The 16,507-nt window shown below is 62.3% G+C and carries 22 protein-coding genes; 2 read left to right on the top strand and 20 right to left on the bottom strand.

Annotated features, from left to right (window positions below):
* Positions 1–9 precede the first annotated feature (9 nt).
* The 18 genes from ACODTY_RS14910 to ACODTY_RS14825 all read right to left on the bottom strand — a co-directional run bounded on the left by ACODTY_RS14910 (position 10) and on the right by ACODTY_RS14825 (position 12,899).
* Positions 10–291 (bottom strand): VirB3 family type IV secretion system protein, encoded by a 282-nt coding sequence (locus ACODTY_RS14910; RefSeq protein ID WP_035746326.1) that lies wholly within the window; start codon positions 289–291, stop codon positions 10–12.
* Complete coding sequence (locus ACODTY_RS14905) at positions 291–623, bottom strand: TrbC/VirB2 family type IV secretion system protein (RefSeq protein WP_009450539.1); 333 nt, start codon at positions 621–623, stop codon at positions 291–293. Before ACODTY_RS14905 ends, ACODTY_RS14910 begins: the two co-directional genes overlap by 1 nt.
* Complete coding sequence (gene trbB / locus ACODTY_RS14900) at positions 620–1,612, bottom strand: P-type conjugative transfer ATPase TrbB (RefSeq protein WP_035746328.1); 993 nt, start codon at positions 1,610–1,612, stop codon at positions 620–622. Before trbB ends, ACODTY_RS14905 begins: the two co-directional genes overlap by 4 nt.
* A 146-nt stretch (positions 1,613–1,758) precedes the next feature.
* A complete protein-coding gene (locus tag ACODTY_RS14895) occupies positions 1,759–2,220 on the bottom strand; it encodes a ribbon-helix-helix domain-containing protein (RefSeq protein WP_015740163.1) in 462 nt (153 codons plus the stop codon).
* A gap of 14 nt (positions 2,221–2,234) precedes the next feature.
* Positions 2,235–4,223: a conjugal transfer protein TraG gene (locus ACODTY_RS14890; RefSeq protein WP_309588323.1), complete on the bottom strand. Its 1,989-nt coding sequence runs from the start codon at positions 4,221–4,223 to the stop codon at positions 2,235–2,237.
* A 175-nt stretch (positions 4,224–4,398) separates the two neighbouring features.
* Positions 4,399–5,631 (bottom strand): DUF3363 domain-containing protein, encoded by a 1,233-nt coding sequence (locus ACODTY_RS14885; protein ID WP_309588642.1) that lies wholly within the window; start codon positions 5,629–5,631, stop codon positions 4,399–4,401.
* Between the two features lie 1,144 nt (positions 5,632–6,775).
* The gene (locus tag ACODTY_RS14880) at positions 6,776–7,486 is read right to left on the bottom strand and encodes a lytic transglycosylase domain-containing protein (protein WP_405048942.1); all 711 of its coding nucleotides are present in this window, start codon (positions 7,484–7,486) and stop codon (positions 6,776–6,778) included.
* 4 nt (positions 7,487–7,490) lie between these two features.
* Positions 7,491–7,826: a DUF736 domain-containing protein gene (locus tag ACODTY_RS14875; RefSeq protein WP_010336155.1), complete on the bottom strand. Its 336-nt coding sequence runs from the start codon at positions 7,824–7,826 to the stop codon at positions 7,491–7,493.
* 35 nt (positions 7,827–7,861) lie between these two features.
* A complete protein-coding gene (locus tag ACODTY_RS14870) occupies positions 7,862–8,407 on the bottom strand; it encodes a S26 family signal peptidase (protein WP_015740155.1) in 546 nt (181 codons plus the stop codon).
* Positions 8,404–8,922, bottom strand: a complete 519-nt coding sequence (locus ACODTY_RS14865) for a DUF2840 domain-containing protein (protein WP_488995016.1) — start codon at positions 8,920–8,922, stop codon at positions 8,404–8,406. Before ACODTY_RS14865 ends, ACODTY_RS14870 begins: the two co-directional genes overlap by 4 nt.
* Complete coding sequence (locus ACODTY_RS14860; RefSeq protein ID WP_309588320.1) at positions 8,919–9,173, bottom strand: hypothetical protein; 255 nt, start codon at positions 9,171–9,173, stop codon at positions 8,919–8,921. Before ACODTY_RS14860 ends, ACODTY_RS14865 begins: the two co-directional genes overlap by 4 nt.
* The gene (gene parA / locus ACODTY_RS14855) at positions 9,170–9,823 is read right to left on the bottom strand and encodes a ParA family partition ATPase (RefSeq protein WP_309588318.1); all 654 of its coding nucleotides are present in this window, start codon (positions 9,821–9,823) and stop codon (positions 9,170–9,172) included. Before parA ends, ACODTY_RS14860 begins: the two co-directional genes overlap by 4 nt.
* Positions 9,820–10,965, bottom strand: a complete 1,146-nt coding sequence (locus ACODTY_RS14850; RefSeq protein WP_309588316.1) for a replication initiator protein A — start codon at positions 10,963–10,965, stop codon at positions 9,820–9,822. The genes parA and ACODTY_RS14850 overlap by 4 nt, the downstream gene beginning before the upstream one ends.
* Before the next feature lie 19 nt (positions 10,966–10,984).
* On the bottom strand, positions 10,985–11,266 hold the full coding sequence (locus ACODTY_RS14845) for a helix-turn-helix transcriptional regulator (protein WP_010336149.1): 282 nt from the start codon (positions 11,264–11,266) through the stop codon (positions 10,985–10,987).
* A gap of 136 nt (positions 11,267–11,402) precedes the next feature.
* A complete protein-coding gene (locus ACODTY_RS14840; protein WP_309588312.1) occupies positions 11,403–11,900 on the bottom strand; it encodes a DUF2285 domain-containing protein in 498 nt (165 codons plus the stop codon).
* The gene (locus ACODTY_RS14835; RefSeq protein WP_309588310.1) at positions 11,836–12,168 is read right to left on the bottom strand and encodes a transcriptional regulator domain-containing protein; all 333 of its coding nucleotides are present in this window, start codon (positions 12,166–12,168) and stop codon (positions 11,836–11,838) included. The genes ACODTY_RS14840 and ACODTY_RS14835 overlap by 65 nt, the downstream gene beginning before the upstream one ends.
* 128 nt (positions 12,169–12,296) lie before the next feature.
* The gene (locus tag ACODTY_RS14830; protein WP_309588308.1) at positions 12,297–12,572 is read right to left on the bottom strand and encodes a DNA -binding domain-containing protein; all 276 of its coding nucleotides are present in this window, start codon (positions 12,570–12,572) and stop codon (positions 12,297–12,299) included.
* 60 nt (positions 12,573–12,632) lie between these two features.
* A complete protein-coding gene (locus ACODTY_RS14825) occupies positions 12,633–12,899 on the bottom strand; it encodes a helix-turn-helix domain-containing protein (RefSeq protein ID WP_020818551.1) in 267 nt (88 codons plus the stop codon).
* Between the two features lie 329 nt (positions 12,900–13,228).
* Here ACODTY_RS14825 and ACODTY_RS14820 point away from each other — a divergent pair, with 329 nt between their 5' ends.
* Both ACODTY_RS14820 and ACODTY_RS14815 read left to right on the top strand, forming a co-directional pair.
* Positions 13,229–13,549: a helix-turn-helix domain-containing protein gene (locus ACODTY_RS14820; protein WP_309588304.1), complete on the top strand. Its 321-nt coding sequence runs from the start codon at positions 13,229–13,231 to the stop codon at positions 13,547–13,549.
* On the top strand, positions 13,527–14,768 hold the full coding sequence (locus tag ACODTY_RS14815; protein WP_309588302.1) for a type II toxin-antitoxin system HipA family toxin: 1,242 nt from the start codon (positions 13,527–13,529) through the stop codon (positions 14,766–14,768). Before ACODTY_RS14820 ends, ACODTY_RS14815 begins: the two co-directional genes overlap by 23 nt.
* Before the next feature lie 94 nt (positions 14,769–14,862).
* On the opposite strand, the gene ACODTY_RS14810 is transcribed toward ACODTY_RS14815, so the two are convergent.
* Together ACODTY_RS14810 and ACODTY_RS14805 are read right to left on the bottom strand one after the other, a co-directional pair.
* Positions 14,863–15,189, bottom strand: a complete 327-nt coding sequence (locus ACODTY_RS14810) for a DUF736 domain-containing protein (protein ID WP_009450558.1) — start codon at positions 15,187–15,189, stop codon at positions 14,863–14,865.
* 570 nt (positions 15,190–15,759) lie between these two features.
* On the bottom strand, positions 15,760–16,200 hold the full coding sequence (locus tag ACODTY_RS14805; RefSeq protein ID WP_038146389.1) for a hypothetical protein: 441 nt from the start codon (positions 16,198–16,200) through the stop codon (positions 15,760–15,762).
* Positions 16,201–16,507 lie beyond the last annotated feature (307 nt).

Genomic DNA, 16,507 nt, shown 5'->3' with positions numbered 1-16,507 from the left:
GCTGCGCCCTCACACCGACAGATGACCGGGTATGCGCAGATGCTTACGGCCCACCTCGACAAAAAGCGGATCGCGTTTGGCAGCCCATACCGCGAGGAAATGACCGACCGCCCAGATGGCGATGCCAACCAGCCAGAGACGAAGGCCGAGGCCGACGGCGCCGGCCAGCGTGCCGTTGACGATGGCAATCGAACGCGGTGCGCCGCCGAGCAGGATATGCTCGGTCAGCGCCCGGTGAACCGGGATGGAGAAGCCCGGCACCGCATCGAGCTGTTCAAACCCGCCCGCCATCAGATGAGCGCCCCGCCGCCGAACGAGAAGAACGACAGGAAGAAGCTCGACGCGGCGAAGGCGATGGACAGGCCGAAGACGATCTGGATCAGGCGGCGGAAGCCGCCGGAGGTATCACCGAAGGCCAGCGCCAGGCCGGTGGCGATGATGACGATGACGGCGATGATCTTGGCGACAGGACCCTCGATCGACTGGAGGATCGACTGAAGCGGGGCCTCCCAGGGCATGGAGGAGCCGGAGGCGTGTGCGGCAGGCGCCAGCATCAGACTGATGGAAACAGTGGCAGCGGCGGTTGCCATGATGCGGCAGCCGCGTGAAATCGTGCGGATCATGAAGGGTTTCCTTTCGGGGTGGTTGCCAAAGTGATGGGATGCGTGATGGCGTAATCGCCGTCCGGCCCCAGCCCATCGACGCGGGCGAGTTCGACCAGCCGGCGGGAAGAGCCGCGTCCGGCAAGAACGGCGACGAGGTCGATTGTCTCGGCAATCAGGGCGCGCGGGACGGTGATGACGGCTTCCTGGATGAGCTGTTCGAGGCGTCGCAGCGCGCCAATGCCGGAACCGGCATGGATGGTGCCGATCCCGCCCGGATGGCCGGTGCCCCAGGCTTTAAGGAGGTCGAGAGCTTCGGACCCGCGCACCTCGCCGACCGGGATGCGATCCGGGCGCAGGCGTAGCGACGAACGCACCAGATCGGAGAGCGTCGCCACGCCATCTTTGGTGCGCATCGCGACCAGATTGGGCGCGGCGCATTGCAGTTCGCGCGTGTCTTCAATGATCACGACGCGGTCCGAAGTCTTGGCGACTTCTGCCAGCAGCGCGTTGGTCAGCGTGGTTTTTCCGGTCGAGGTGCCGCCCGCGACAAGGATATTGGCGCGCGTGGCGACGTTCAGGCGCAGCACCTCGGCCTGAGCACTGGTCATGATCCCGGCGTTTACATAGTCGTCGAGCGTGAACACCGCGACGGCAGGCTTGCGGATGGCAAAGGTCGGCGCCGTGACGACAGGCGGCAGCAACCCTTCGAAGCGCTCTCCGGTCTCGGGCAGTTCAGCCGACACACGCGGATTGCGGGCATGAACCTCGGCGCCGACATGATGGGCGACCAGCCTGACGATCCGCTCGCCATCGGCAGCCGACAGCCTCTCCCCCGTATCGGCCAGCCCTTCGGAGAGCCGATCCACCCAGATGCGGCCATCGGGATTCAGCATCACCTCGACCACAGCTGGATCTTCCAGAAACCGGGCAATCGATGTACCGAGCGCGGTGCGCAGCATCCGCGCACCACGCGCAATCGTCTCGGGTTTCTGATGTGATGCGGTCATGGCGGCCCCGTTCATGGCGGGACGCGCAAAAGACGGACCCCGGATTGGGGTCGATTAAAAGAACCTGATTTAGGGCCGTTTCAACAGATGTTTACGCGTGTGCGGGCATCGGCGGCGCAGGGCGGTAAATAGGATGGATCGAAAGTTCAGAGCTGGTTTCCATCCGCTTCGGACTGGCCTTGTGACGAAAGATCGTGAAGCGAATCGATATCCCGCGACAACTCTTTCAGGAATCTGTCGCCGGAAGCCAGGCGCTTGCCCAGCGTCTGCATGAAGCCTTCGAAGCGCTCGTTGCCCTTGATGCGTGCCGACTGTTTCGCGCTATCTGACAGCGGCGGCGTCATGGTGAGCCAGAATTGTACGAACAGCGAAAGCGTCTCGCCGAGGATGGCGACATCTTCGTCCAGCATATCGAACTGGCGGCCAAGCTTATCCAGGCGTCGCGACATTGCGGCTTCCAGCCGTTCGGTCGTGTCACCGGACAGGAAGGATGCTACCGCAGCCTCGATCACTGCGGATTTTGAAACATTGCGACGCAGCGCCAGACCCTCGACCTGCTTCAGCAGATCCGGGGAGAAGTAGACATTCATGCGGGTGCGACTCGTCATGCCTGTCTTCCTTCTCAAAGCTCGATGCCGTCATTTGGGTCGAGTGACGCCTGCCGCGCGACCATGCGCATCCGCTGACGCATGGCACGGGCTTTGGCGGCATCGACGTCGGGCTCATCATCGAGAAAATCGAACTCCTGCGATGGCGGCGGTGGTGGCGGGATGATTTCCTCATGTTCGGGAAGCTCCGGCTCAAGACGGATACCGGCATTGGCAGGATCGTCGTCGGACCTGTTCGACGCGGGTCCGTGGCCGGCCGCGGCCGCAACAACACGGCTCGTCCAGTCGTCTGGTGCCGATGTTTCCATCTTCACCGACTGCTTGTGCAGATCGGGCGGCGGCAGCACCCGTTCCTGAAGCCGCGCATCGGCATAGTAGCGCGCCTTGGCGGCGCGGATGGGCGGCACACCCGCTACCATGACGATCTCGTCGGTTGGCGGAAGCTGCATGATCTCGCCCGGTGTCAGGAGCGGCCGCGCCGTTTCCTGCCGCGACACCATGAGGTGCCCCAGCCATGGCGCGAGGCGATGGCCCGCATAGTTGGTGGAATCGCGCATTTCCGTGGCCGTGCCGAGCGCATCACTGATCCGCTTGGCGGTGCGTTCATCATTGGCAGCAAAGGCGACACGCACATGGCAGTTGTCGAGAATGGCGTTGTTCTGCCCATAGGCGCGCTCGATCTGGTTGAGCGACTGCGCGATCAGGAACGCTTTGAGGCCATAACCGGCCATGAAGGCGAGTGCCGATTCAAAGAAGTCCAACCGCCCGAGCGCGGGGAACTCGTCCAGCATCAACAGCAGGCGATGGCGCTTGCCGGAGGTTTCCAGCTCCTCGGTCAGCCGCCGCCCGACCTGATTGAGGATGAGGCGGATCAGCGGTTTTGTGCGATTGATGTCCGAGGGCGGTACGACGAGGTAGAGGCTGACGGGTTCTTTTGCTCCGACCAGATCAGCAATGCGCCAGTCGCAGCGGGCCGTCACGCGGGCCACGACCGGATCTCGGTAGAGGCCGAGAAAAGACATCGCCGTGGACAGCACACCGGAGCGTTCGTTCTCGGATTTGTTCAACAGCTCGCGTGCCGACGAAGCGATGACGGGATGCACACCGGCTTCGCCCAGATGCGGCGTGTCCATCATGGCGCGCAAGGTTGCCTCGACCGGACGGCGGGGATCGGACAGAAAACTCGCGACGCCGGCGAGCGTCTTTTCCTTCTCGGCGTAAAGGACATGCAGGATCGCGCCGACCAGCAGCGAATGGCTTGTCTTTTCCCAATGGTTGCGCTTGTCGAGACTGCCCTCGGGATCGACCAGAATATCCGCGATGTTCTGGACATCGCGGACTTCCCACTCCCCCTGGCGGACTTCCAGCAACGGATTGTATGCTGCGGAATGAACATTGGTCGGATCGAACAGCAGGACGCGGCCGTAATGGGACCGGAAGCCGGCCGTCAGATTCCAGTTCTCCCCCTTGATGTCATGGACGATGCAACTTCCCGGCCAGGTCAGCAGCGTCGGCACAACGAGACCGACGCCTTTGCCTGATCGGGTGGGCGCGAAGCAAAGGACATGCTCGGGGCCGTCATGGCGCAGATAATCCTTGCTGTGTCTTCCCAGGACCACGCCATCGGGGCCAAGCAACCCGGCGGCATGGATTTCCTTATCCTCGGCCCATCTGGCCGATCCGTAGGTGGCGACATTGCGCGCCTCGCGCGCCCGGATGATCGACATGAAAAAAGCGGCGGCGATAGCGAACAACGCCCCGGACGTGGCGATGAACGCGCCCTCGGTGAAAATACCGGGCGCATAGGCGTCGAAAGAAAACCACCACCAGAAGAAGGCCGGAGGATAATAGACCGGCCATCCGGCAACATCGAACCATGGATTGCCGAGCTGGGGCTGAAAGCCAAGGCGGAAGGCCACCCATTGTGTCGAAGTCCAGACCATCACCAGGACAATGATGAATACGACAATGATCTGGCCCCAGAGTATTCGGCCACCACGCATACAGGCTCCAATCGGCAAGAGAGTCGGAGCCGATCAAAGAATAGACGTTTTCGAAAGCGGCAACAGGAAAAGCAGGGGTGCCGTGTTGCCGGATACTATCGGCGGCACATCGGACAGGCCCTTTCAGATGCCGATGTCGACAGAACAATTTGCGAGGTGCCAGATCGGCAAAGGCTCAAATCCCGAGCCCTCGTGTTCGCCCCATTTGCCACGATACCGATCCACCCTGCACGATGCCCGCAACCTCGCGGCCGAGCTGGCGGTCGATCACTGGCCGCCATGGGACAAGAGTGAACTCGTGGCTCTTTTCGACAATGGCGAACTTGCCGCTCGATAGATGTGCGGTCCCGGTGAACTTGCCGCTGATATTTTCGCCATCGGCAGCCGCCCGGAACGGCAAGCCATTGCTGCTGGCCATTTCCGCACCGACGCGGGCCACTTCCCTTTCTCGCAGATTGGCGAGCAGGTTGCGCCGATAGAGGATGCGTCCATTCTGCTGCCGCGTGGCATCGCCCTGTGCGATATGGTGTTCACGCCGCTGGTCCATAGCCTCGCGCACCTGCTGGCCGAACCCTGCCGGGGTAAGGTCAGAGGCGTCCGGTGTGACCAATCGCCGGTCCAACCAGGTCGCGCCATCGGCGCCGATCTGCTTTTCCAGATCGAAGGTCGAGACGACACGGATGCTAGCTTGCCGGTTGCGACCGGCATCATAGGCGGTGGCGCGGCTCTCGAAGTCTTCGGGGATGCGCCACTGGTCGGCGTCGATCCGCTCGGCAATCCCGGCCCGGCGTAGCGACTCCAATCGCCGGACATGGGCATCGACATAGCCCTCATAGTCGCCACCCGGCACACGTCCCTCGAACTTCGCCTGTTCGAGGTGGCGGCTCGGTCGGTAGATACCATTTTCCGAGATCGCAGCGATGGTGCGATCAGAGGGACGTTGTGCTTTATCGGCGGGACCGACTTCCACGATGCTGCCGATCCGGGCATCTTCGACGCGGGCCGGATCAATGCCGGGAAGATGGTGCGTGCGCCCGTCGATCCCGTCGACCACGAGGGTCAGCTTTTCACCCATCTCATCGGTCAGATATTTGTCGACGACGCGGCCGGTGATGGGTGCCGCGGGTGCGGCATCGTGAAGCTGGAAGGTCATCGGATCACGTTCCTGCCCATCGGCCTTCAGCGCCTCTTGCATGTTACGGATGATGTCACCGCGCTCACCGAGTTCACGCAGCGCTGGTTCCATCTTCGCGCCAAGCTCCCAGACGCCGGGTGCATGTTCCGTTGCCAGCCTCATCTTTTCCAGTTTGGCGAGACGGCGCAGGCGAAGCGTGCGGTTGAACTGGCGGCGCGTGTCGTCGGGATCATGGCGCAGATCGAGGATCCGTTCATCGGCCTCTTCGGTCATTGCCCGGTCGATCCGGGTGAAGCGGTCCTGGTCGATTTCGGCAGTCAACTTGCGGCTCTGCTCGATCTCGGTGGCGGGTCCAAGTTCCAGCGTGACCAGTTCGCTGGCCCGCTCACGAATACCATTTGCGAGATAATCGCCATTGATGACCAGGTTCTCGCCCAGATCGTCCTTGCCCCGAACAATGATATGGGCATGGGGATGGCCGGTATTGTGGTGATTGACCGCCACCCAATCGAGCTTCGTGCCAAGATCGCCCTCAATGCGGCTCATCAGATCGCGGGTGTGCTCGGTGAGATCGGCGGCATCTTCCGGCGAGACGATGAAGCGGAACTGGTGGCGATCATCCTTGCCGCGGTCAAGAAACGCATCTCCATCGGCGCGGTCCTCGTTCGCCGAATAAAGCTGGCCGCGCTCGCCATCACGCGATGTCCCGTCTCGCTGGATATAGCGCAGATGGGCAGCCCCTTTGCCATTCTTTCCCGCGCCTTGGACATAACGGGTTTTGACGACGACGCGGCGCGCTCCGGCCGTACTGTGACGCCAACCGCCCGACAGGGTTCGGGCGCGGACAAAGGCCGCACCACGACCACGCTTGACGCCCGGACCTTTGCCAGCCTGCGACGCCTTCCCGCTCTTTCCGGCAGAACCAGATGAAGACGACGAGGATGTCCGTGATGCGAATGAAGATGATCTGCCGGGGCTGTTGCTATGCTGACGCGCCAGCTTCTTCGCCTGCGTCAGAAAGCTCTTCGCCTTGCCCGCCTTCGGCACGTCCGACCTGATGCGGCCAGGCTTCGGGCGAAAGCGGTTCTCGTCGTCGGCGCTCATGAGCGCATCCCATGCCGTTTAGACACGGAAACGGCAGATATTAGGCTATAGTGCCGGCCAAAACCCAACAAAGCCAAGGCTTTGCGCCATATCGCGGCACGCGAGACCCAAAAGCAGGGTGCCGTGCGCCGCGCCCCAAAACAGTGTGCAGACAAGGGCTTGCCCAGAAACCGCCCCGACAGGGTGCCGGTTTCCTTTATCTTGCCCTCCGCCTTTCCTTCCCTTTTTGCCCTTCCTGCCGGGAATGCTGCCAGGCGCACCCAAGCCTGACTGCACACCGAAAGCGGACCGAAGGCGCGTGGAGACGCCATGCTCATGGCGCATCTCCATTGCTCGCACGGGCCACGAATATGCCGCTGTCCTGCGGCTCCTGAACGGCGGGATCGCGCAGAGAAGCGGTTGCGTGGATGTCGCTCGATGGCTGATCAACCGCCGCTGAAATGCCGCCGGATTGCGCAACGAAGAGCGGGGCTTCGCGCCAATCCTGTGGCGGCGGCGGCACGATCGTCGGCACATCAGGCGCAGTCGCACTGCCGAGAACAGGTGCGAGCGTGGCGACATAGGCGCGTGTTTCTGCGGGCAAAACGCGACCTGTCGCCAGATGCTCGTCATAGCGACCGGGACCGGCATTGTAGGCGGCAAGCATGGCCGCGACATTGCCATAGCGGTCCCACATCTCCCGCAGATACGCCGTACCTGCGAGGATGTTGTCACGCGGATCGTAAGGATCGCGCCCGAGGCCATGGCGGCTGCGCAGGCCCGCCCAGGTATCGGGCATGACCTGCATCAGTCCCATCGCGCCCGCCGATGAAATGGCGCGCACATCGCCCGCGCTTTCCACACCCAGCACGGCCCGAATCCAGTGCTCTGGAATGCTGAAACGCTGTGACGCCTCTGCAATGAAAGCAGCATGGGGATGCGCGGTAACAGGCGCAGGTTGCGGCGTGACCTGCGCCATGGCCGGCATCGAGCCGCTGCCAGCCGACAGAAGGGCCGTGAAGAGAAGAAGGGCGCGGGATCGCATGATCTCAGTCCCGATCTTCGCGGGGCCGCGGGCGGCTCCAGTGCAGCGACCATGACGAGCCTGCATCGTCGTCGCGAAACAGATTGGCGCGGATCGGCTGCGGTAAGGCGGGATCGTCGAGCAGCACCGAGAGATATTCGCCAGCCTTTTCGCCGGTGCGTTTCCATGCAGCACCGACCTCCGGCCCGTCATGTTCAATGAAATGGACGCGATAGTCCGGCGCATTCTCCGCATCGGAATGTTCGGCGGGCACGATAACGAGATCGCGCTTCATGGTGAGCGTGACGAGCTGACCGGCGAAGCCGGATGCGTCACGCGCAAATTGACCGATCTGTGGCATGGTATGTCTCCTGTGTTTGTGGATTTGGCGTGGGTTCAATGCGTGGCCGCCCGCCATTCGTAGCGGCCATCGCCTTCCTCATCGGTCCAGAGCGGGAGCGCTCGCCCGATGACGGAACTGGCGAGAACAGGTCCGAAGTAACGGCCGTCGAGGCTGTCCCGGATGTCCCAATTCATGAGGAAGAGTTCGCCGTCGCGGATGATGCGGCAGCCCTGCCAGACCGGCAGATCGCGGCCCATGCGGTCGCGCTCCAGTGCGGCGCCCATCTCGACGTTATCGACGGTGATCGTCGCACCGCTGCGGCAGACGCGCTGTCCCGGCAAGCCGAGGACGCGTTTCAACAGCGGCACGCCCCGCCCGATATAGCCGCGCTCGACCATGAACTGCTCCAGCGGTTCGGGCGGCGCGATGACGACGAGTTCTGGAATTTCGAGCGTATCGGCGGGAGCAACCGTGTAGAAGCCGATGGGCGCGCTGGCAGTCGCGTTCCAGATCAGCCGGGTTGGCAGATCGGCAACCGCCGTGGCGACAAGCGTGCCGACGGCCAGCATGGACACGGCGAGGATATGACGGCGGCTCATGTCCAGATCCTCCGGCGGTTGAGCCACGCGGCATGGCGTTCCGGGGTGTAGGGGTTGGGTTCCTGACCGGCACTCAAGCGGTTGTGGACGTGCCGCCAATGGTCCGGCGCAACATCCGCCGGATCGATGCCAAGCGCGTCCACGGCATCAATCAGGGCCAGCACCCGCTGGACTTGTCGCCAGCCATCAATACGCAGCAGGATCTCGCAGCCAGGACGAACGAAGGGCACGGTCTGGTACGGTTCGCCGCGACCAACGGCGCGCAGGATGTCGAGCCGCGAGACGATGGTGCCGTAATCGTTGGAGGCCCAGCGGACGAAGGCAAAGATGCTTTCGGGCGCAAAACCGATCAGACTGCAGCGGCGTTCGATGATCTGCTCAAAGCTCTTGTGACCGAACCTGATCCAGCGCTCGACCTTCTTCTTCTGGAAGGTCAGTTCGACCAATGTGGTGAACGGAGCTGGTCCGCCCGGCCGCGGATGTTCATGCACTGCACACGCGGTCTTGCCGGTCATGGCTGATCTCCTTCGGTGGGTGGAAACTCGCGGACCAGCAGCTCGCGCAACATCACGGCGACGGTGACGCCGCGCCGGAAAGCGGCCACCTTGATGCGCCCGCGCAGTTCGGGTGTGATGTCGATGGTCAGGCGGGCGGTAAACGCCTCGGCAGCCATCTTTCCGGTTGCCGGCGCATCGGCGGCCCTGACCCAGCTATCGGGATTACCCGGACGCGATGCGAAGCCGGATTTGGCGGGTGGACGTGTCATCGCACAATCCTCCCGATCCCGAGGCTATCGATCTCGGCCACCAGCGCTGTGACCTCCTGTGCAGCCCGTTCGCCGCCATCGGTCTCTGAGACCAGTCGCCCAGTTTGTGCGGCTTCAGCAAAGGCGACGCGCTGGCCGATGGTCGTGGCCAGCAACGGCGGATCTTGGTCCGCCAGTGTCTCAGCCGTTTCGCGGGCGATGACGGTGCGCGCAGCGCATCGGTTCAGCAGAAAACGGGCGGCCAGTTCAGGACGATAGATGCGTGCTTTGTTCAGAAGCGCCAGCATCTCGGCGGAGGCCCAGCCGTCGAAAGGAGATGGCTGCACCGGGACCAGCACCAGATCGGCTGCAAGCAGCGCTGAGCGCATCAGACCAGCGACACGGGGCGGACCATCGATGACGACATGGTCGGCGTCACGCGCCAGCTCCGGCGCTTCCCGGTGCAGCGTATCGCGGGCCAGGCCGATGACGGTGAACAGCCTTGGCAGCCCTTCATCGCTGCGCCGCTCCGACCAGTCGAGTGCGGAGCCTTGCGGGTCGGCGTCGATCAGGATGACGCGTTTGCCTTCCGCAGCCCACGCACCGGCGAGATGCAGCGCCAACGTGGTTTTTCCGACACCGCCTTTCTGATTGAGGAGAGCGACGATCATCGCTGTCCTCCCGGCTTGCCGAGAGGAAGTTCAGGCGTGCTTGTTGACGCGGGCGATCCTTGCTTTGGGGGTGTCAGCTTGCCTTTATGGGCACCCGATCTGAGGGCCGCACCAGCCTTCGCGATGAGCTTTTCCACATCGCGACGCCGCTCTTCAAAGTTAGATTCTGTGTTAGACTCTAAGTTAAGGGCGCGATTTTCGCTTTTGTTACCGAAGGATAGGAGGTGTTTGGGTTCCCGATAGCACGAGCCTCCGGTTCCTGATGGCACGATAGTCCGGGTTCCCGATAGCACGAGACTATCCACAGGTTTTCCACAGGCCGGGACAGGCTCGAAAGCGAGCAGCATCCGGCCGCCGGTTTCGACCTCGGCGAACAGGGTGTAGCCGGGCAGTGGCTGGCGGCGGATAATGTCGCGCAGCTCGAAGGCGAAGCGCTTGAACGGCGACAGACTGCCCGATTTCTGGTGCAGGTGACGGAAGTCGAACCGCCAACCGTTTTTCTGTCGCCCACCATGCTTGCGCACCAGGCGATAGAGCCAGCGATCCAACCCGCCGGTCAGATTGAAATAGGCCCGGTCGATGGTGAGGATCAGGGCGTCATCCAGAACCGCACTGTAGAACCAGTCGGGCACGATCATCTCGATGCCGTCCGGACGGCCATTGGCATCGGTCCGCTCGTGCCATTCGTTGATCCACGAAAAACGATGTCGCCGTCCATTCGCGCGCTGGCGGATCGAGGTTGCAACCGTGGTCGATTGCAGCCGGTCCAGCGCCGCCTTCAGGCGCTGATAGTCCCTCAGGGAGGTTCCGCGCCCTGTGAATGTCAGGATTTCATAAGGCGTTGCCGCCATCAGGCGCGACGTGCGCAGACCGGCGTCCCGCGCTTCCACGACCTGGCTGGCCGCCCAGATCAGTATATCGGCGTCCCAGATCGTCGCCATACCGTGATCGGGAACAGCTTCGACACGGATCGAGACGTTGCCCAGCGCAAAGTCAATTGGGCGGATACGGTGCGATTTGGAAAGGGAAAAGAAAGGATAAGCCATGAGATCCTGCGCGTCTCGTGGCGCGAGTTCACCGGGAAGCGCCCGAAACAGATCGAGTTGCCCGCGTTCCGAGGCGGATGGGTGCTGCGCTGCCATAGAGGGCTGACCGCCGTGTTCAGCGCGTAATGCGCTTGGGCGAGGTGAATGCGGTCGGCGGCAGAGGTTTCGCCGGGAGAACCTGTCCGCGTGGGTCCGACGTGGAGGTAACCGATCCGCGTGCAACCCAGGCTGCGAGATCCTCGACCGAATAGACAACGCGGCCGCCGAGCTTGTGATAGGCAGGTCCCGTTCCGTAGGTTCTGTGCTTTTCCAGCGTGCGCGCGGACAGGCTGAGGAAATCGGCAGCTTCCTTGGTGCGCAGGTAGCGTGGCGGCAAGGCGGCGAGATCAGGTCGCATGGGGTGGCCTCCGTGGTTGTGCAGGATGCCGCTGACGATCAACGGCATGACATGCGCACGGTGGCGAAGGCGCGGCGGCAAGGGGGATGAGGAAGATCGAAGGGGTAGAATCCTCACCCTCGATCAGACGTCAGTGTCAGGGTTTGCGACGATGGCGCAAAAGGTCCTGATAACCGCCGTCGATCAGCGCGGCGGCAGATCGGACAAGGGCGATGACAGAGGCGCGCAAAGCCGATGTCTTCCACGGCTCAGCGCGAACGCGCGCCTCTCCGTAGATGGCGATGGCAATCTCACGATAGGTCGCGTGGTTGGCGTTTCCGTCGGCAGCTTGCATCATCAGGCGAAACCGCCGGCGCTGATACGGCGTCATCCTGGGGTCGCGGCGCGCGGGTTTCCCGGCCAGCATGTGCCAGAGCCTGAGAATGGCTTCGAGCCGATCCGGCAGATTTTCGTCAAGTGGCAGAATGATCGCCGGCTGCGAATTGGCATCGGTGTCGGCGAGGATCAGATATTGAACGCCGTCTCTGGCGTCACAGACACCATATACCCCCTCTGGTCCGCAGATGGCATCAGCAAGATCTACCGATAAGGCGGACGGAGAAGGCGGAAGAAAATCGGGCGATGCCCCGAGCATCAGCATGTCCGGATTGGCAACAGGCGACCAGATGACCGGTTGGTCGAGCGCGGAAAAGCCGGGGTCTGCCGGGAAATCGCAACCCCCAGCGATGTTGGACGTGATCCGCAAGGGGAAGATGCCCGGCGCCTTGCGCTACAAGGTCATCGAAACTGGCCTGATAGGACGCGTTACGGCGCAGGCATTCCCAGGCGACGCCCTCAACGGGCAGCGCATCGTAGAATTCATACTGGTCCTGGTCTCGCCAGCGGGATGTATCCGGCTTCATTGCTCCGCTCCTGGTTGAAACTGCACAGGTGGAGCGTGAAAGAATTGCGGTGCCTCTACCGAGATGGAAGCCAGAACAAGGACATAGGGTGATGCTCTGAAGGCATCACTGGTGCGACGGCGGCGAGGTCAGGTCCGATCTGTCGGATGACGCAGCAGCTGACGATAGCCGCTCTGTGTCATCCAGCGCGCCCGTGCCAGATGGCTGTCATGGACCTGCCGGGCGCGTTCAGGTTCCCGAACAGGGTCAATTCCGAACAGCACATTGACGGCTTCGGTCCATTCCGCCCCATCACCGGCGGCATCGAGCAGCCGCATATAGAGCTTGATATGCGCGCGATCATATTTGGTCAGCTCGTCGCTAACAGGTGCAATATCGTCGAAGGGAGGAACCGGAGATGTCATGTCGCGGGTCGCCACAGAGCATAGGCCGCCGCAGCGGATCGATGATGCCGCCCGCGCCGGTCAGGCGTCATGGATCTGTCGGTGTCTCTTCTCGTCTTGGCCATGTACCAGCAACACTCCTTGCCCGCGATCCGTGGACAGGAGAACGATCCCTGCTGCTTCAAGCGCCCGGCGCACCTGATCCCGCGTTGTCTCATACACCTCCAGCCGGTTCTCGGACTCGAGGCGCTTCAGGGCAGTTAACGATATTCGGGCCTTGTCAGCGAGCGTCTCCTGCGTCCAACCCAGTAACGCGCGCGCGGCCCGCGACTGTCGAGCGGTGATCATGCATGATCACTTCCCATCGCGACCGGCGCGCATTCCAGAACTACGGCTATTTTAGTCGTTCTTGCTCAATCCGCCACATGAAATCGCTGAGGCACACCGTGAGGCGATTTGCGCAGCACAGCGTTCGATGTGCCCGATTCGCTGGCCATGGCTCGAAAGAGCAGCACTTCTGCCTTGGATTAGTTCGGCGTTGCTCCGCGATTGATTGAGCCCCAAACGATGCAGCCGACATCTGAATGATTCGTTTAGAGATCATATCCTTGACGTTCGCAATAGACCAGGATACGTATTCAGATCAAAGCGACAGTAATGATCCGTAAAGGCATCACATGAAGGCGGAAAAAGAAACACTGGGGCTGATCGGCGACCATTTTCGCCGCGCGCGTCTTGCAGCGGGGTTGACCCAGGAGCAGGTGGCCGATCTTGCGGGCATTTCGCGCCCGCGCTACCGCGACATCGAGACGGGGGCAGCAGCCGCGCGCACCACGACTTTGATCAACATTGCCAGGGCGCTTGGGCTGGAAATGATGCTGGTTCCACAGACGATGGTGCCAGCCATCGAGGCGCTCTTGCGCCCGGATGCCGAGGACGATCACCCGGCCTTCAGCCCGCAACCGGAGAGCGACGATGACAGCCGTCCGTACCGCTGAGACCATCACCGCGCTGGACGTGTTTCTGAACAGTGCGAAGGTTGGCACGATCGTCAGGACGCCGGGTGATTTCAACGCCTTCAGCCTTGATCCGGCCTATCGCGCGACCGGCGGCATTCCGGTCCTGAGCCTGTCACTGCGCGCGGCATCAGGGGGCTTGCGCAAGGATCCGCGACCTGTCGCAGGCAGCCTGCCGCCCTTCTTTGCCAACCTGCTGCCCGAAGACCGGCTGCGTGAGGCGATGGAAAAGCACCATGCGGGCAATGTACGGCCGGGGAATGATTTCGATCTCCTGACAGCTCTGGGCGCGGATCTGCCGGGTGCCGTTCGGGTGCTGCCCAGTGACGGTCAACCGGGCATCGCAACAGCGCCCGCCCAAGGGCGGCCAAAAGCCCGCTTCTCGCTGGCGGGTGTGCAGATGAAGCTCTCGGTGATGAAGAACACGGGCAAGGGCGGGGGGCTGACCTTGCCGCTCGGGGATGACGAGGGCCAATATATTGCAAAATTCCCCTCGACCGCCTTTCCGGGCGTGTCGGAAAACGAGTTTGCGAACCTCGCGCTTGCCGAAGCAATCGGCATGGACGTGCCCGAGCGGGAACTGGTCAGCCGAGACCAGTTCGAGGGGATACCCGAAGAGTTCGAAACACTTGCCGAGGGGCTGATCCTGCTCGTGCGGCGTTTTGATCGCGGGACACACGGGCAGCGCATCCATATCGAGGATTTCGCGCAGGTTTTCGGCCTGTACCCGGCGCGCAAATATGATGGCGCCGCCTCCCACGACATCGCCTCTGTGCTGAATGTTGCGATCTCGCCGTTCACCGCGCTGGAGTTTGTTCGGCGGCTGACCTTCTCGGTGGTCATGGGCAATGGCGACATGCACCTCAAGAACTGGTCGCTGATCTATCCGGGCGACGGCGACACGCCCGCTCTTGCACCGATCTACGACATGCTTTCGACCGTTCCCTATATTCCGGCAGATGGGCTGGCGCTGTCTCTGGGCGGCGAGCGAGCCTTCAAGGGCCTGGCTCCGGCCCGCTGGAAGACGTTTGCCAATCGGGCAAGGCTTCCCGAGCCAGCCGTTCTCAAGGCCGTTGTCGAGACGGTGAAACGCATTGATACGAAATGGTGGACCCTGCCGGAACGCGAAGTGGTCCCCCCGCTCGTGCTGGAACGGATCGACGCCCATGTGAAAACCATGATCCCGATCCTGACCGGCTGAGCAGTTCCAGCCCGGACAGGTCACCGGGCCTAGCGGCTTTCCCGCAGGCATGAGAAAGGCCCCGACCTTGCGGTCGGAGCCTTTGTTCCGCGCCTCAGTCGCCGCGGCGACCGTTGGGGCGGGACCAGATGAGGGAGAAGGTTTCGCCGTCTTCTTCGTCGAAAAGGTTGGCGTAGATCGGAGCGTTGAAGCTCGGATCGTCCAGCTTGAGGCCCAGATAGTCGCGGCCCTCGTTGGAGCGCTTGGACCAGGCGGCGCCGATTTCAGCGCGGCCGACCAGAACGCGGTGGCTGGGGGCGTTCTCGCCGGTGGCGCGCAGGTCGGGGATGATGCGCACGCCCTTGGCCTGGACGCTGAGGGTGACGATTTCGCCGGTGAATTCGTTCGAGCCGGTCTTCTTGAAGGTGCCGATGGTTGCCATTTTAAGTCTCCGATTTCCGTTTCCGAGCCCGCACCATTGCGGCCTCTATGGCGATCGACCGGCCGGAGACGAACGCTGGCGCACCCCCTCGGGGGCTGGACAGCACAGGAGGAACTTTCTTGTTCCGCGCGGAATGGCGGCTCTGCCGTCAGGGGAAGAAAGTTGTGACGACGCTGTTGCGCTAAAGCGGTCGAAGCGCATCGCGCTGCTCTTCGGCCAGATCAGGCCATTGAAGAGGCCGTTTGGAGCGGTCGAGACACGGGGGTTGAACGGGGACGGTGGCAACCTCGAGGCTCCATCAGGATGACCAGACCGGCAACACCGGCCTTTCCTGTCACCCTGCGTCTCAGATCATGCGCATCTCTGCTTCCGGCCTGTTCCACCGGCATGCCACCACCCGCGGGTTCCCGTCAGTCTGCACGCGCTGGTGCCGACCGTCCTGCGCTCCTATGGGCCGCGTCTGTGCCCCAGGTTGATCCGGTGATTGGCCGCTGTCTGTCACCATTTTCCTGACGAAGACGGAAAACGATCAGCATCCGCTTCTGGTCGCCATCAACGGATCATTGCGGTTCAGGTTCGTGCAAAGCCGCCGTCCGCGTGGTCGGTTGCCGCCATGCCGGCAACGCGCAGGAACGCCGTCACGCCCACCGCAACCGCTCCGATCACCGAGAAGATGAGTTGCCATATCTCCGAGGGCATCATGTGCTTGACAATACCGAGCGTGGCGTAAAACCCGGCCATTCCCGCCGGAGCGACGAAGGCCAGAGCAATCAGCAGACGCGCCCACATCGGGCGGATCAGCATGAGCAGGCCCTGACCAACAGCCAGCGTCAGACCGGCGGCGAGAAGACCAACGACGATGCCGCCGAGCCAGCCAGCCCCAGTATCATAGGCCAAGGCGCCTGCATTCAGGCCAATAAAGAACGGCAAAGCGAATACGGCGAGATTGAACAGCAGCCAGCACATGGTGCCGATAGCTGCGATGGAAACGAGGATTCCGAGAACGATCATGGTGGTGTCTCCGTGCAAAAGGTTGGACGGTTGCGCCTTCCACCACCACCACGGCGCAGCCACAGAATAGCAGCATTCCTCTCACCGGGCGAGATGAGATAGTTTGTAAGGTCAAGCCTCTCTGTAAACTCGCCGCTTGAACAAGAAAGCTTATGCGTCTGGTGGACCAGTATCTGCTGCACCTCTACGATGACCATATCGTTGGGCGGAAGGATGCGGGTTAAAGTTTATGGCAGAAGTCGATTGGTCAGACAGGGCAATCGCATATGGCTCACGCGAGTAAGCCATTGAGAACGTTTCGGAGAAA

Source organism: Mesorhizobium sp. FG116 (assembly GCF_057809835.1).
This window is presented reverse-complemented; position numbering and strand designations above follow the sequence as displayed.

Coding starts and splice junctions, on each gene's coding strand:
- ACODTY_RS14895 (WP_015740163.1), bottom strand. CDS start 2,220: ATGACGAGTCGCACCCGCATGAATGTCTACTTCTCCCCGGATCTGCTG.
- ACODTY_RS14835 (WP_309588310.1), bottom strand. CDS start 12,168: ATGAAGCCGGATACATCCCGCTGGCGAGACCAGGACCAGTATGAATTC.
- ACODTY_RS14815 (WP_309588302.1), top strand. CDS start 13,527: ATGACAGCCGTCCGTACCGCTGAGACCATCACCGCGCTGGACGTGTTT.
- ACODTY_RS14890 (WP_309588323.1), bottom strand. CDS start 4,223: ATGCGTGGTGGCCGAATACTCTGGGGCCAGATCATTGTCGTATTCATC.
- ACODTY_RS14845 (WP_010336149.1), bottom strand. CDS start 11,266: ATGCGACCTGATCTCGCCGCCTTGCCGCCACGCTACCTGCGCACCAAG.
- ACODTY_RS14840 (WP_309588312.1), bottom strand. CDS start 11,900: ATGCTCGGGGCATCGCCCGATTTTCTTCCGCCTTCTCCGTCCGCCTTA.
- ACODTY_RS14905 (WP_009450539.1), bottom strand. CDS start 623: ATGATCCGCACGATTTCACGCGGCTGCCGCATCATGGCAACCGCCGCT.
- trbB (WP_035746328.1), bottom strand. CDS start 1,612: ATGACCGCATCACATCAGAAACCCGAGACGATTGCGCGTGGTGCGCGG.
- ACODTY_RS14875 (WP_010336155.1), bottom strand. CDS start 7,826: ATGCCACAGATCGGTCAATTTGCGCGTGACGCATCCGGCTTCGCCGGT.
- ACODTY_RS14865 (WP_488995016.1), bottom strand. CDS start 8,922: ATGACCGGCAAGACCGCGTGTGCAGTGCATGAACATCCGCGGCCGGGC.
- ACODTY_RS14885 (WP_309588642.1), bottom strand. CDS start 5,631: ATGACCGAAGAGGCCGATGAACGGATCCTCGATCTGCGCCATGATCCC.
- ACODTY_RS14860 (WP_309588320.1), bottom strand. CDS start 9,173: ATGACACGTCCACCCGCCAAATCCGGCTTCGCATCGCGTCCGGGTAAT.
- parA (WP_309588318.1), bottom strand. CDS start 9,823: ATGATCGTCGCTCTCCTCAATCAGAAAGGCGGTGTCGGAAAAACCACG.
- ACODTY_RS14810 (WP_009450558.1), bottom strand. CDS start 15,189: ATGGCAACCATCGGCACCTTCAAGAAGACCGGCTCGAACGAATTCACC.
- ACODTY_RS14850 (WP_309588316.1), bottom strand. CDS start 10,965: ATGGCAGCGCAGCACCCATCCGCCTCGGAACGCGGGCAACTCGATCTG.
- ACODTY_RS14880 (WP_405048942.1), bottom strand. CDS start 7,486: ATGCGATCCCGCGCCCTTCTTCTCTTCACGGCCCTTCTGTCGGCTGGC.
- ACODTY_RS14870 (WP_015740155.1), bottom strand. CDS start 8,407: ATGAGCCGCCGTCATATCCTCGCCGTGTCCATGCTGGCCGTCGGCACG.
- ACODTY_RS14825 (WP_020818551.1), bottom strand. CDS start 12,899: ATGATCACCGCTCGACAGTCGCGGGCCGCGCGCGCGTTACTGGGTTGG.
- ACODTY_RS14830 (WP_309588308.1), bottom strand. CDS start 12,572: ATGACATCTCCGGTTCCTCCCTTCGACGATATTGCACCTGTTAGCGAC.
- ACODTY_RS14805 (WP_038146389.1), bottom strand. CDS start 16,200: ATGATCGTTCTCGGAATCCTCGTTTCCATCGCAGCTATCGGCACCATG.
- ACODTY_RS14820 (WP_309588304.1), top strand. CDS start 13,229: ATGAAGGCGGAAAAAGAAACACTGGGGCTGATCGGCGACCATTTTCGC.
- ACODTY_RS14910 (WP_035746326.1), bottom strand. CDS start 291: ATGGCGGGCGGGTTTGAACAGCTCGATGCGGTGCCGGGCTTCTCCATC.